The sequence below is a fragment of the Aeromonas sp. D3 genome (assembly GCF_027705025.1).
GTDB classification, from domain to species: domain Bacteria; phylum Pseudomonadota; class Gammaproteobacteria; order Enterobacterales; family Aeromonadaceae; genus Aeromonas; species Aeromonas salmonicida.
This window is the reverse complement of the sequence record NZ_JAPDBE010000049.1, coordinates 14,297-28,845: the sequence shown is the minus strand read 5'-3', so window position 1 is coordinate 28,845 and position 14,549 is coordinate 14,297. Positions and strand designations below refer to the sequence as shown.

The following is a 14,549-nucleotide window of genomic DNA, read 5'->3' as shown; positions in this document are numbered from 1 at the left end:
CTAAAAACTGGGAATAACGCCTTAAATGGCGAAGAAACGGTCTAAATAGGCTGATTCAAGGCATTTACGGGAGAAAAGATCGGCTCAAACTGAAAAAATGAAATGACTGAGTCAGCCGAGAAGAATTTCCCCGCTTATTCGCACCTTCCTTAGTCATATCATTCCGAATGGCAGCTGGTTTCAATATGATGGTGGAACCCTGTATGGTGTGTTGACCGGTCCCGGCAATGCTGACTTCGATTTGTCACTGGAAAAATGGCAGAACAGTACCTGGATATCTGTGGCAACATCCACCAGCGTCACCTCGAATGAAGCGATTAACTATGTTGCAAGTAGTGGTTATTATCGGTTTAAAGTTTATTCTTATAATGGCGAGGGGAACTATAACTTTACGTTGAAAAAATAGATTCTTGTCATAAACAAAAAGGATCTTAATAAACACATTAATGGCATGTGTCGACTAAAGTCCTATTCTGAATCGGTTGGCTTCGTCTGCTGACAATCACATAAATCCGAAACCAGCCAAGCTGGTTTCGGATTTTTTCACATCTGGAAGATGGCCAATGGTGCTTGACAGAAGGGGCATTGGCTATCAGGGCGGGTTAGCGCAAGACCACGTTCTGCAAGCCCTGCACCAGGCTGATGACCGGTTGGGGATAGATGCCCATGGCCACCACCATGATGGCGGAGAGCAGTACCACCAGCCCGCCCGAGGAGAGGGCCCAGTCGCCCCTGGCGTCACGCATCTGCATGCCGGGTTCGCGCATATAGAGCGTCACCATGACCCTCAAGTAGTAGTAGAGCCCCAGGGCGCTGCCGAGCACTATGGCGCCAGAGAGCCACCACAGCTGGGCTTCGACAGTTACGCCAATAAGATAGAACTTGCCGATAAAGCCCAATGTCATGGGAATACCGGCCAGGGAGAGCATCATCACTGTCAGCACAGCGGTCAGGTAAGGACGGTGCCAGAACAGGCCGCGATAGCTGTGGAGGGAGTCCGCATCCTTGCCGCGATACGGGCTGGACATCATGCTGATGACGCCGAAGGCACCCAGGCTGGTGAACAGGTACATCAACAGATAGACACCGGCGGCCTCCACCGGTATCTGGCCGAGGCGGCTCGCCACCACCACTGCCAGCAGATAACCAAAATGGGCGATGGAGGAGTACCCCATCATCCGCTTGATGTTGGTTTGCAGCAGCGCCAGCAGGTTGCCGATGACGATGGAGATAACTGCCATGGCTGCCAGCAACCAGTGGATCATGGGATCCGCCGCCGCCGGTACCGCCAGATAGAATCGCAGCAGCACGCAGAATACGGCTATCTTGCTGACGGTGGCGAGGAAAGTGGCCACCGGCGCCGGTGCGCCTTCATAGACGTCGGGTGTCCAGAGGTGGAAGGGAGCGAGCGACAGCTTGAAACCAAAGCCGACCAGCATCAACCCGAGACCGCCCATCAGCAGTGGATGATGGGCCGGGCTCTGTGCCAGGGTCAGCCCCAGATCACTGAAGCTCAGGCTGCCTGCCTGGGCATAGAGCAAGGCCATGCCGAACAGCAGAAAGGCGGTGGCGGCGGCGGAGAGCACCATGTACTTGATGCTGGCTTCCAGCGAATGGCGCTCGCGGTAGGCGTAACCCACCAGACCGAACATGGGCAGGGTCAGCATCTCGATCCCGATGAACAGCGACGCCAGATGACGGGAGTCGGCCAGCACAAGCCCGCCTATGGTAGCGATCACCAGCAGCAGGTAGAACTCTTCCCGGTTGTCCGGATAACCCTTGAGCCAGGAGCGACCGAAGGTACAGGTTGCAAGCGCGCCGACCAGCACCAGCCCCATGTAAAAGATGGCGTAGCCATCGATCTGCAGCAGGGGAGTGATCCCCTGATCACCTTGTGCCATGACGATGGGCAGGGAGAAGAGTGTCAGGTTCAGGCCAGTGATGGTGACGATGAAGGCGGTGTCGTCACAGCGCCGCCAGGCGATGGCCAGCATCAGGGCCACCATGGTCCCCGTGGTCAGCAGCAGGGGCAAGAGCGCCAGCAGTTGAGAAGCGGTGAAGGTCATTGCAGTGCTCCTGTCGTGTGCAAGAAAGGCAACAGGGTGGGCCGTTGAGAGGAAGATGTCATTGCAAGGCTCCTGCGGATGGCAGTGCGTACCAGTGCAGCACGCTCATCAGGCTGCTGCCAGCGGTATCGAGTATGGGCTGGGGATAGACACCGAGCAGCACCAGCAGGACGGCTATGGTCATCATCATCACCAGTTCGCGGCGATCCAGCCCCTTGAGCATGGTGGTCTCTTTGGGCGCACCGAAGCAGGCCCGTTGCAGCATGATAAGGGAGTAGACGGACGCCAGCACCAGCCCGAAGGTCGCGATGACAGTGATGACGGGGGCGACCTGGAAACTGCCGATCAGGATAAGGAACTCGCCGACGAAGTTGCCGGTGCCCGGCATGCCAAGGGAAGCCACCGAGAAGAACAGCATGACGCCGGGCAGGTAACGTAGTCGGCCCCAGAGGCCACCCATCAGGCGCAAATCCCGGGTATGCAGCCGCTCGTAAAGCTGACCACACAGGATGAAGAGGCCAGCGGCAGAGAGCCCGTGAGCAATCATCTGCACCACGGCACCTTGCAATGCCAGTTCGCTGCCCGAGTAGATGGCGATCATCACAAAGCCCATGTGGGAGATGCTGGTGTAGGCCACCAGCCGCTTGATGTCGGTCTGGGCAAAGGCCACCAGGGCGCCGTAGATGATGCCAATGAGACCCAGCGCCATGGCGTAGGGGGCAAATTCGGCAGAGGCCTCCGGAAACAGGGGCAGGGCAAAACGCAGCAGGCCATAGGCAGCGGTTTTGAGCAAGATGCCTGCCAGGTCAACCGAGCCTGCGGTCGGCGCCTGACTATGGGCGTCCGGCAGCCAGCCGTGCAGTGGCACCAGCGGCATCTTGACCGCGAAGGCGATGAAAAAGCCCAGCATCAACAGCCACTGGACACCCGTGCTCATGGGGGTGTGGAGCAGATCCGCGTAGTTAAAGGTGAAGACGCCGGTGGCGGCATGGTGGGTCAGCACCAGACCCAGGATGGCGACCAGCATGATGAGACCGCTGACCTGGGTGTAGATGAAGAACTTGGTAGCGGCGTTGATCCGTGACTTGCCATCGGTGACCGAATGGCCCCACAGCGCGATCAGGAAGTACATGGGAACCAGCATCATCTCCCAGAAGAAGAAGAACAGGAACAGGTCCACGGCCATGAAGACACCGAGCACTCCCCCCAGGATCCAGAGCAGGTTGAGGTGGAAGAAGCCGATGCGCTGCACTATCTCCTTCCAGGAACAGAGGATGGCCAGCACCCCGATAAAGCAGGTGAGCATCACCATCAACAGGGAGAGGCCATCCACCGCCAGATGCAAGGAGATGCCAAAGCGGGGGATCCAGGGCAGTTGCAGCTCGGCGGCCCAGACGGGCACGCCGGTCTGGTTGATCAGGGTGAAGTCACCGCTCCACCAGATGGCGCAGGAGAGCAACAGGCAGGCGCTCATCGACAACAGGGCAACCCAGCGTACGAATTGCTCACCAAGGCGCTCCATCTGCCAACAGAGCAGACCGCCGATGAAAGGAATTAACAAGATCCAGAGTAAGGTCACGATATCAGCTCTCGTTTATGTGCGAGTAATGGTACTAGTCCGCGTTCAGGGGCCGCATGGGGTCAGCCAAGCAGCAACAGAGCCAGGATCAGGGTGGCACCCATCCCCATGGAGGCGGCATACCAGCGCAACTTGCCGGAAACGGTCCAGACCAACAGCTGGTGGCCGCGCTGTGCCAGCCAGGCGGGTAGGTTCATCATCCAGTCCAGCGGATCCTTGCCAAGCAGTCGGGTCCCCAGCAGATAGGGTTTGACCCACAGCCGTTCATACAACCAGTCAAAGCCCCAGGCATTGAACCAGAGGGTGCTGAGCAGACGGCCCGGCGCGCTGGATGCAATCTTGTTTGCCAGGCGTCGTTCGCCGAGGAACAGGAAGGCCGCCAGGGCAATGCCTGCGATGGCAACAATGCCTGAGACGATCTCCAGGGTATGGCGACCCGCTTCGATATTGTCGCCCGGCCCGGCTGGCAGTACCCCGGCCAGTGGCGGCACTATCAGGGCCCCAATACCTGTGGAGAGCACCAGCAACACCAGCAGCGGTAGCCGGTGGGCCAGACCGTGACCGGCATGGGCTTGCGTCTGCACCTTGCCGTGGAAGGCGATGAAAATGAGGCGGAAGGTATAGAGCGAGGTCAGGAAGGCGCCCACCAGACCCGCCCACAACAGGGTGGTCTGGCCGGATGCCTGCACCTGCCACAGGATGGCGTCTTTACTGTAGAAACCGGCGGTCACCAGCGGCAATGCAGCCAACGCCGAGCCCCCCACCAGGAAGCAGGCATAGACCAGCGGCAAGCTTTTGCGCAGGCCCCCCATCTTGAAGATGTTCTGCTCATGGTGACAGGCAACGATGACGGCACCGGCGGAGAGGAACAAGAGCGCCTTGAAGAAGGCGTGGGTCATCAGATGGAAAATGGCCCCTTCCCAGGCTCCGACCCCGAGGGCCAGAAACATGTAACCAATCTGGCTCATGGTGGAGTAGGCGAGGATCCGCTTGATGTCGGTCTGCACCAGGGCTGCGAAACCGGCCAGCACCAGAGTAATGGCACCGACCAGCGCCACCAGATGCAGGATCTCGGGGGCCAGCAGGAAGAGGCCGTGGGTGCGGGCAATCAGGTAGACACCGGCGGTCACCATGGTGGCGGCGTGGATGAGGGCCGAGACCGGGGTCGGGCCCGCCATGGCATCCGCCAGCCAGGTTTGCAGCGGCAGCTGGGCAGATTTGCCGACCGCACCGCCCAGCAACATCAGGCAGGCCAGGGAGAGGGCAGGGGAGCCCTCGGCAAACATGACGGGGGCGCGCACCAGCAGCTCGTGGATGTTGAGGGTGCCCAGCTCCCGGTAAAGGATGAAGAGGCCGATGGCGAGGAAGACGTCGCCAACCCGGGTCACCACAAAGGCTTTGAGGGCTGCAGCCCCGTTGGCCGGGTTGCGGTAGTAAAAGCCGATCAACAGGTAGCTGCACAGCCCCACCCCTTCCCAACCGAGGTAGACAAACAGCAGGTCATCGGCCAGCACCAGAAACACCATGCTGGCGATGAAGAGGTTGGTATAGGTAAAGAAGCGGGAATAGCCCTCTTCCCCGCGCATGTACCAGGAGGCGAACAGGTGGATGAAGAAACCTACCCCTGTCACTACCCCCAGCATGGTCAGCGACAGGCCGTCCAGTGCGAGGCGGAAGCTGGGACTGAAGTTGCCCACCGCCATCCATTGCCACAGGGTCTGGGTATAGACGCCGCCGACCGGCATGGCAGTGAGGAAATCGACGCCGACCCACAGGGTGGTGAGGGCCGACAACCCTATGCTGCCAACCCCGATCAGGGCCGAGGTGCGCTCGCCGAAACGGCCGATGGAGAAGGCCAGCACCAGCCATCCCAGCAGCGGAAATAGAAACGTCAGGTATAAGAGGCTCATCCGCGCATCTCGCTCACAGTGTCCACGTTGAGGGTGTGGTAACGACGATAGAGCAGCAGTAACAGGGCGAGGCCGATACTGGCCTCCGCTGCCGCCAGAGAAATCACCAGTATGTACATGATCTGGCCATCGGCCTGGGCCCAGCGGCTGCCTGCCACCACAAACGCCAGCGCCGAGGCATTCATCATGATCTCGATACTCATGAGAATAAACAGCAAGTTACGGCGGATCAGCAGACCGCATAACCCGATGCAGAACAGGATCGCAGCCAGCAGAAGGCCGTGTTCCATTGGAATGCCATTCATAGCGGACCTCCTTCTTGTGACGAGCGGGATGAGGCGCGGGGGACAGAAAGCACCTCGCCGCTCTTGTCTTCACGACCCAGATGGTAGGCGGTCACCAGACCCGCCAGCAGCAGGATGGAGGCCAGTTCCACCGCCAGCACATAGGGGCCGAACAGGGCTATGCCCACCTCTTTCGCACTGACGTCACTCAGACCAAGCTGACCACCGGTCACGCCCAGGATGCCGTAGGCCAGAAAGCCGAGCAGGATGAGAGAGAGCAGGGCGGGGCCGCCCCAGGTCATGGGGGTGAGCCACTTCTTCTCCTGGGCCTGGGCCGACCCCAGGTTCAGCATCATCACCACGAACACGAACAGCACCATGATGGCGCCCGCATAGACGATCACCTGCAGGGCGCCCGCGAAAGAGGCCCCCAGGCAGAAGAAGATCATGGCCACGGCGATGATCGAAATGATGAGATTGAGCAGCGCATGCATGGGATTGCTGGTGCTGATCACCCGCAGCGTGCTGTAAACGGCGACCAGGGCCGCGGCATAAAATGCCAGTTCCATGATTGACTCCTCAGGGCAGCAGGCTTTTGACATCGATGGGTTTGGCTTCGTGCTCGGCATCCCCTTTCGGCTTGCCGTCGATGGCCATCCCGCTCATGCGATAGAAGTTGTAGTCCGGGTATTTGCCGGGCCCGCTGATCAGCAGATCTTCTTTCTCGTACACCAGATCCTGGCGGCGGTATTCCCCCATTTCGAAATCCGGCGTCAGCTGGATGGCGGTAGTGGGGCAGGCTTCTTCGCACAAACCGCAGAAGATGCAGCGGGAGAAGTTGATGCGAAAGAACTCGGGATACCAGCGGCCATCGTCGCGTTCGGCTTTTTGCAGCGAGATGCAACCGACCGGGCAGGCCACGGCGCACAGGTTGCACGCCACGCAGCGCTCGTCACCGTCCGGATCACGGGTCAGTACGATACGACCACGGTAGCGGGGCGTGCTATAGACGGATTCCTCCGGATAGCTCAGGGTCTCGCGGGGACGCCAGGCATGGGAGAACACCATGCCCAGGCTACGTAACTGGGTGCCGACACCCTTTATGATGTTAATGATTTTCATAGTCGTGCCTCACTGCACATTTATCAGCACCACAGCGCCGGTGATCAGCATATTGACAAGGGTCAGCGGCAAGCAGACTTTCCAGCCAAACGACATCACCTGGTCAAAGCGCGGTCTTGGCAAGGAAGCCCGCAGCAGGATGAAGAACACCATGAAACAGGCGGTCTTCAGGGCAAACCAGATGAAAGGGGGTAGCCAGGGGCCATGCCAGCCACCGAAGAACAGGGTCACTATGAGGGAGGAGATCAGCACTATGCCGATGTATTCGCCCACGAAGAAGAGACCCCATTTCATGCCCGCGTACTCGATGTGATAACCGTCGGCGAGCTCCTGCTCGGCCTCCGGCTGGTCAAACGGGTGACGGTGGGTGACGGCGACGCCGGCAAACAGGAAGGTAATGAAGCCCAGTATCTGGGGCACCACGTTCCACAAGCCGGCCTGGGCCTCGACTATGTCTCTCAGGTTGAAGCTGCCGGTCTGGATCACTATCCCCATCAGGGAGAGCCCCAGGAACACTTCATAGGAGAGGGTCTGGGCAGAGGCGCGCAGGCTGCCGAGCAATGAGTACTTGTTGTTGCTCGACCAGCCGGCGAACAGCACGGCATAGACAGCGAGCCCCGCGATAGCCAGGATGTAGAGCAGCCCCACGTTGAGATCCGCCACGCCCCAGGTTGGGGTGAGCGGCACCACGGCAAACGCCAGAATAAAGGCGGTGAAGGCGATGATGGGAGCCAGGATAAAGATCCGGCGATCGGCGAACGGCGGGATCCAGTCTTCCTTGAAGAACATCTTGATCATGTCGGCTGCCAGTTGCAGCAGACCGAACGGGCCCACCCGATTGGGGCCGTATCTGTCCTGCCACAGGGCCAGCAGGCGGCGTTCGATGAAGCTCATGAAGGCGCCAGCCCCCACTATCCCCACCAGCACTATCAATGCCTTGCCAACCTCCAGCAACAGGTCGATCAGGGAATCACTCATGCGATGGCCTCCTGCAGGTTGTTGATATAGGCCTGTTGCAGTGCGGTCGGCAGACCGTTCACTCCAAGGGGCAGTCCCAGCAGGCCCTGCGCCAGGGCATGGCTCAGTCGCAGCTTCAGACGCCAGTGGTTGCCACCCCAGGAGAAGCTCACCTGGTTGCCCGCCTTGAGGGTAAGGCGATCCGCATCGGCCGGGTTCAGCACCAGCTCGGGTTCGTTCATGCGCGCCTGTATGACGGGGCTTCTGGCGGAGAGCTCCTCGCCACCAAACAGCTGGTCATAGTTGACCACCTGCAGGGCTTCCTGGGCGGTGAAGGGGGCAGGAATGGTATCGAACCAATCCAGGGTGTCGTCGCCCGGCTCCAGCAGACGGCGACCGGGATCGCCGGCCCTAAGGTTGCCACCTACCTCGCTCTGGAACTTGTTCCAGGCAGAGGGAGAGTTCCACCCCGGCGCCCAGGCGAACGGCACCTGCTGCATCGGCTGACGTGCACCTGCATAGCCTTCCATGGAGAAGCTGAAGGGGGAATCCGGGTCTTGTGCCACTCTGGGTTCGCTGACGTTCTGATCCGCCAGCATGGAGGTGCGGCCGCTGTAGCGGTGCGGTTCACGGGCCAGCTTCATGCCACGGATCCGCAATCCGGCGTTGGGGGCCGCTTCCTGCATGGTGGCCAGCAGCGGATGGCTGGTGGCGCAGTCATGGCTTATCTGCTCATAGGTCTGCCAGCGCAGCGGTTGGCGCAGGAGGGCGCCTTGCAGCGCGGCCAGCCAGCGCCACCCTTCACGCACCTGAATGTCGGCGTTGTAGAAGGCGGGGGCATAGACCTGGAAGAAGCGCTGGGCACGCCCCTCCATATTGACCAGGGTGCCATCGGCTTCGGCAAAGCTGGCGGCAGGGAGCACCAGATCGGCTTTTTGAGCGGTCTGGGTAGCCTGATGATCGATGACCAGCAGGTGTTGCAGACGATTGAAGGCGGCATCGACCCGATTGCGCGGGGCACGGCGGTAGAGATCGTTCTCCAGGGTCACCAGCGCCAGATTATCCTGGGCCTCGATGCGGGTGAGTGCGGCTTCCAGCGGGGCGGCGTTGCCGGCCAGCATGGCCAGCCCCAGGCTGTTGGCCTCTTGTGCCACCAGTGCCAGACTGACGTCCTGACCGCGGCCTTTGAGGGCGCGGGCGATGTTGCTGGCCGCGTCGATCAATGCCGGGGTGCGGGCGCCCGAGCCTGCGATGATGAGCGCCTTTTTGGCATTGCCAAGCAGGTCGGCCCAGCGAGCGGCTTGCGCCTGCTGCTCTTGGCCGAGATCGGACAGTGCTGGCGCCGAGCTGTCGAGCAGATGGGCGATGGCAAAGCCGAGGCGGGCTTGATCCGCATGGGGCGCGTGCAGTTTTTCTGCCGCCACGTCGTCGAGGCGGGTGCTGTCCTGGCTGGTGATGAGCAGCGGATAGCGCTCATTCTGGCCCAGGGTCTGCACAGCGGCGACCTGCCACAAGTCCACCTTCATTTTGCGGGCGATGTCACGGGCCTTGCCCTTGACCGATTGGCGCAGCGCCAGGGCGATACGGGCGGCGCTCATGGTGACATCTTCACCGAGCACCAGAATGGCGTCGGCTTCTTCCATGTCCCGCAGGCTCGGCGTGCGAATACCGCTGTGCTGCAGTATGTGCAGCATCTTTTGCAGACACGCCCACTCGCTTTGCTCAACGCCGCAATAGAAGTTGTCGGCCCCGACCAGTTCGCGCAGGGCGAAGTTGCTCTCCAGCGACGCGCGCGGTGAGCCGATGCCGATGACGGCGCTGGCGGTGCGCAGGGCATCGGCGGCGCGGTTGAGGGCGCCATCCACAGTGATGGCCAGCGGGTCGTTGCCATCGCGCGGCTCTTTGTCTACCCGAAGCAGCGGTTGACGGGGACGGTCAGCCAGATTGACGTAGCCATAGCCAAAGCGGCCACGATCGCACAGGAAGTAGTGATTGATGCCGCCATGGAAGCGGTTTTCTATGCGGCGCAGCTCGCCATAACGCTCACCCGGGCTGATGTTGCAGCCCACCGAGCACTGCTGGCAGACGCTGGGGGCAAACTGCATGTCCCACTTGCGGTTGTAACGCTCTGAGTGGGTCTTGTCGGTGAAAACGCCGGTGGGGCAGACCTCCACCAGGTTGCCGGAGAATTCGCTCTTCAGGGTGCCATCTTCGACCCGGCCGAAATAGACGTTGTCGTGGGCGCCATAGACCCCCAGATCCTCGCCCCCGGCGTAATCCTTGTAGTAACGCACGCAGCGATAACAGGCGATGCAGCGGTTCATCTCGTGATTGATGAAGGGCCCCAGTTCCTGATTCTGGTGGGTACGCTTGGTAAAGCGGTAGCGACGGCTGTTGTGGCCTGTCATCACCGTCATGTCCTGCAGGTGGCAGGCTCCGCCCTCTTCACAGACAGGGCAGTCGTGGGGGTGGTTGGTCATCTGCCACTCCACCACACATTTGCGAAACTCTTTCGCCTCTTCGTCTTCGATGGAGATATAGGTGCCATCGGTAGAGGGGGTCATGCAGGACATGACCAGCCGGCCGCGCTTGTCGTCGGCATTCTGATACTGCTTGACCGCACACTGGCGGCAGGCACCCACGCTACCCAGCGCCGGATGCCAGCAAAAATAGGGGACGTCCAGACCCAGCGACAGACAGGCCTGCAGCAGGTTGTCTGCCCCGTCTACCTCGTACTCTTTACCGTCTACAAAAATGGTCGCCATACAACGTTCCTGAAACCTATGGTGAAATCGGCTATTGCCCGATGCGCCTTGGTGCTTACCAGCGTTCGCCCAGCAGATTGGGCTGGATCCCTTTGAGCAGCGAGTGATGGTCGCTTGGCCCCTTGATACCGGCCTCGAATTCGGATCTGAAATACTTGAGTGCGCTGGCAAGGGGCTCGACGGCGCCGGGCGCGTGGGCACAGAAGGTTTTGCCCGGCCCAAGGAAATTGCAAAGCTGCTCCAGGGTCGCCAGATCCCCTTGCTGTCCCTCGCCACGCTCCAGCGCCCGCAGCAGCTTGACGCTCCAGGGCAGGCCATCACGGCACGGGGTGCACCAACCGCATGATTCGCGAGCGAAGAACTCTTCCATGTTGCGCAAGAGCCCTACCATGCTGACGCTGTCATCGACCGCCATGGCCAGACCCGTCCCCATGCGGGTGCCGACCTTGCCGATACCGGCGGTATACATCTGGGCATCCAGGTGCTCTGGCAGCAGGAAGCCGGTGCCAGCCCCGCCCGGTTGCCACGCCTTGAGGCGGTAGCCTGGTTTCATGCCACCGGCGTAGTGCTCAAACAGCTCGCGGGCCGTGATGCCAAAGGGCAGCTCCCAGACCCCGGGGTTGTTCACCTTGCCGGAGAACCCCATCAGCTTGGTGCCGTGATCTTCAGAACCCGGCAGCGCCAGCCCCTGATACCAGGCCACGCCGTTGCCTATGATGGCGGGCACGTTGCACAGGGTTTCGACGTTGTTGACGCAGGTGGGTTTACCCCAGACGCCGGAGACGGCGGGGAAGGGGGGCTTGGCGCGCGGATTGGCGCGCCGCCCTTCCAGTGAGTTGATCAGCGCCGTCTCTTCGCCACAGATGTAACGACCGGCGCCGGTGTGGACGAACAGCTCGAAATCAAAGCCGGATCCCAGAATGTTCTTGCCGAGCAGGCCGGCGGCCTTGGCCTCGATCACCGCACGGCGCAGATGGATGGCGGCATCCACGTATTCACCGCGCAGGAAGATATAGCCGCGATAGGCCTTGAGCGCCTTGGCGGAGATGATCATGCCCTCGATCAGCAGATGGGGCAGTTGCTCCATCAACAGGCGATCTTTCCAGGTATTGGGTTCCATCTCGTCGGCATTGCAGAGCAGGTAACGTATGTTCATGCTCTCGTCTTTGGGCATCAGCCCCCACTTCACCCCTGTGGGGAAGCCGGCGCCGCCACGACCCTTGAGACCGGCATCCTTGACGGTGCCGACTATCTCATCCGGGCTCATCTGGCCCAGCGCCTTGCGGGCAGCCTCATAACCCTGCTTGCTCCGGTATTCGTCCAGCCAGACCGGCTGACCATCGTCACGCAGTCGCCAGGTGAGCGGATGAGTCTCGGGGGCCCGGGGCGTGCGGTTGGCGGTGCCGAGAGAGGCGAGGATCTTGTTGGTTGGAAGACTCATGGATAAGCCTCCAGTGTCTTGATCAGTGTGGCGGCATCGAGCCCACCATAGGTGTCGTCATCGATCATCAGGGCCGGGCCCTTGTCGCAGTTGCCGAGGCAGCAGACGGGCAGCAGGGTGAAGCGGCCATCGGCGCTGGTCTGGCCAGGGGCCAGATCCATCACTTCCTTGAGGCCGGCCAGCAGCCCTTCGTGGCCGTTGATGTAACAGACCATGCTGTCACAGACGCGGATGATGTGGCGGCCTACCGGCTGACGGAAGATCTGACTGTAGAAAGTGGCGACCCCTTCCACGTCGCTGGCGGGAATGCCGAGCTCGGTGGCGATGGCATAAATGGCACCGTCCGGTACCCAGCCCCTGGCCTGCTGCACGATCTTGAGCGCTTCGATGCTGGCGGCGCGGGGATCTTCGTAGTGGTGTTTCTCGTGTTCGATGGCATCGCGTTCAGCCTGGCTCAGAACGAAGTCGTCCTGCTTGCTGCTGCATGCCCCTTGCCCCTGTGGGGTCTGATTATTGTGACACTGACATTGCTGGCTCATGACTTGACCTTTGGTGGCTTGTCCTTTTACTGCTCGTCCGGCGATCCCGATTCCCGGCCATGGCCGGGAGGCGGGATCACTTAACGGTCCACATCCGACATAACGAAATCGATACTGCCCAGATAGACGATGAGATCCGACACCATGCTGCCCTTGATCACGGAGGGGATCTGTTGCAGGTGAGCAAAGCTCGGTGTGCGGATCCGGGTCTGGTAACTCATGGTGGAGCCATCGCTGGTCAGGTAATAACTGTTGATCCCCTTGGTGGCCTCTATCATCTGGAACGACTCGGCGGCCGGCATCACAGGGCCCCACGACACTTGCAGGAAGTGGGTGATCAGCGTCTCTATGTCTTGCAGGGTGCGATCCTTGGGGGGCGGTGTGGTGAGGGGGTGATCCGCCTTGAAGGGCCCTTCCGGCATGTTCTTCATGCACTGCTCTATGATCGACAGGCTCTGGCGGATCTCCTCGATGCGTACCGTGGCCCTGTCATAGGCATCGCCATTGCTGCCCACCGGCACTTCGAAGTCGAACTGGTCATAGCCCGAATAAGGGCGCCATTTGCGCACGTCAAAGTTGAGGCCCGTGGCCCGCAGACCCGCCCCCGTCGTGCCCCAGGCGAGCGCCTGCTCAGTGGTATAGGCGGAGACGCCAATGGTGCGCCCGCGCAAAATGCTGTTGCGCATGGCGGCTTTTTCATAATCCATCAGACGCTTGGGCAGCCAGCTCAGCAGATTGTCCTGCACCAGTCGCTGCCATCCCTTGGGCAAGTCGTGGGCCACGCCACCGATACGGAACCAGGCCGGGTGCATGCGGGCACCCGTGATGGCTTCGATGATGGTGTAGATCTTCTGCCGGTCGGTGAAGGTAAAGAAGACAGGGGTCATGGCCCCCACGTCCTGGATATAGGTGCCAAGGAACAGGAGGTGGCTCTGGATGCGGAACAGCTCCGCCATCATCACCCGGATCACGTCGACCCGGTTCGGCACCTTGATGCCGGCCAGTTTCTCCACTGCCAGCACGTAAGGCAGGTTGTTCATTACCCCGCCCAGATACTCGACCCTGTCTGTGTAGGGGATATAGCTGTGCCAGGACTGGCGCTCACCCATCTTTTCAGCACCGCGATGGTGATAACCGATGTCGGGCACGCAGTTGCGGATCTCTTCGCCATCGAGTTGCAACACCAGTCGGAAGGCGCCGTGGGCGGAGGGGTGGTTGGGACCGAGGTTCAAGAACATATAGTCCTCGTTCTCGTTGCCACGGGCCATGCCCCACTCTTCCGGCTTGAACAGCAGGTTCTCCTGCTCCATGTCCTGCTTGGCGGCATCGAGCATGAAGGGATCGAACTCGGTGGCCCGCGCAGGATAGTCCTTGCGCAGCGGGTGACCCTGCCAGCTCTTGGGCATCATGATGCGGGTCAGATGGGGATGACCGTCGAAGGTTATGCCCAGCAGATCCCACACTTCCCGCTCATACCAGTTGGCGTTGGGGAAGTGGCCTGTGAGGGTGGGAAGATGCAGGTCGCTCTCGGCAAGGGGCACTTTGAGCATCACATCGGCGTTACGGTCGATGGAGATGAAGTGATAGAAGACGGTGAAGTCGCTCTGGGGCAGGCCGTCACGATGGCTGCGCAGCCGTTCGTCGGTGCCGCTCAGGTCATACAGCATCACGAACGGGGAGGGGAGCTTACGCAAAAAGCCCACCACGTCCAGCAGCAGTTCGCGGGCGAGCCAGATCACGGGTACGCCGGTACGGGTACTCTGCACGGTGAAACGCTCGGCACCGAAGTGGGCAAACAGTTCGCCGACTACCTGGGCATCCTGGTGATCGCTGGGTTGCCACTGGGCCATGGTGTCATTGCTGGGAAAATCGCGAGTCAGTTTCAT

General features: G+C 60.7%; 11 protein-coding genes. All 11 read right to left on the bottom strand.

Features of this window, described 5'->3' with window-relative positions:
• Nucleotides 1-602: 602 nt before the first annotated feature.
• The 11 genes from nuoN to nuoC all read right to left on the bottom strand — a co-directional run bounded on the left by nuoN (nucleotide 603) and on the right by nuoC (nucleotide 14,549).
• Nucleotides 603-2,066 carry an NADH-quinone oxidoreductase subunit NuoN gene (nuoN, locus tag OKC28_RS20355; protein WP_270691027.1) on the bottom strand — a complete coding sequence of 488 codons (1,464 nt, stop codon included), beginning with the start codon at nucleotides 2,064-2,066 and terminating at the stop codon, nucleotides 603-605.
• A gap of 58 nt (nucleotides 2,067-2,124) precedes the next feature.
• Complete coding sequence (gene nuoM / locus OKC28_RS20350) at nucleotides 2,125-3,645, bottom strand: NADH-quinone oxidoreductase subunit M (protein WP_256683988.1); 1,521 nt, start codon at nucleotides 3,643-3,645, stop codon at nucleotides 2,125-2,127.
• A gap of 62 nt (nucleotides 3,646-3,707) precedes the next feature.
• Nucleotides 3,708-5,555 (bottom strand): NADH-quinone oxidoreductase subunit L, encoded by a 1,848-nt coding sequence (gene nuoL, locus OKC28_RS20345; protein ID WP_212539408.1) that lies wholly within the window; start codon nucleotides 5,553-5,555, stop codon nucleotides 3,708-3,710.
• The gene (nuoK, locus tag OKC28_RS20340) at nucleotides 5,552-5,860 is read right to left on the bottom strand and encodes an NADH-quinone oxidoreductase subunit NuoK (protein ID WP_005314891.1); all 309 of its coding nucleotides are present in this window, start codon (nucleotides 5,858-5,860) and stop codon (nucleotides 5,552-5,554) included. The genes nuoL and nuoK overlap by 4 nt, the downstream gene beginning before the upstream one ends.
• Nucleotides 5,857-6,408, bottom strand: coding sequence for an NADH-quinone oxidoreductase subunit J (gene nuoJ / locus OKC28_RS20335; RefSeq protein WP_111588706.1), 552 nt, complete (start codon nucleotides 6,406-6,408; stop codon nucleotides 5,857-5,859). The genes nuoK and nuoJ overlap by 4 nt, the downstream gene beginning before the upstream one ends.
• 10 nt (nucleotides 6,409-6,418) lie before the next feature.
• Entirely contained in the window at nucleotides 6,419-6,961 is a 543-nt protein-coding gene (gene nuoI / locus OKC28_RS20330; RefSeq protein ID WP_058395410.1) for an NADH-quinone oxidoreductase subunit NuoI, read from the bottom strand.
• A 9-nt stretch (nucleotides 6,962-6,970) separates the two neighbouring features.
• A complete protein-coding gene (gene nuoH / locus OKC28_RS20325; protein ID WP_005314900.1) occupies nucleotides 6,971-7,939 on the bottom strand; it encodes an NADH-quinone oxidoreductase subunit NuoH in 969 nt (322 codons plus the stop codon).
• Nucleotides 7,936-10,683: an NADH-quinone oxidoreductase subunit NuoG gene (gene nuoG / locus OKC28_RS20320; RefSeq protein WP_270691026.1), complete on the bottom strand. Its 2,748-nt coding sequence runs from the start codon at nucleotides 10,681-10,683 to the stop codon at nucleotides 7,936-7,938. Before nuoG ends, nuoH begins: the two co-directional genes overlap by 4 nt.
• Nucleotides 10,684-10,738: 55 nt before the next feature.
• Nucleotides 10,739-12,124, bottom strand: coding sequence for an NADH-quinone oxidoreductase subunit NuoF (gene nuoF, locus OKC28_RS20315; protein WP_256683980.1), 1,386 nt, complete (start codon nucleotides 12,122-12,124; stop codon nucleotides 10,739-10,741).
• Nucleotides 12,121-12,663 (bottom strand): NADH-quinone oxidoreductase subunit NuoE, encoded by a 543-nt coding sequence (gene nuoE, locus OKC28_RS20310; protein WP_256683978.1) that lies wholly within the window; start codon nucleotides 12,661-12,663, stop codon nucleotides 12,121-12,123. Before nuoE ends, nuoF begins: the two co-directional genes overlap by 4 nt.
• Before the next feature lie 80 nt (nucleotides 12,664-12,743).
• Nucleotides 12,744-14,549 carry an NADH-quinone oxidoreductase subunit C/D gene (gene nuoC / locus OKC28_RS20305; RefSeq protein ID WP_270691025.1) on the bottom strand — a complete coding sequence of 602 codons (1,806 nt, stop codon included), beginning with the start codon at nucleotides 14,547-14,549 and terminating at the stop codon, nucleotides 12,744-12,746.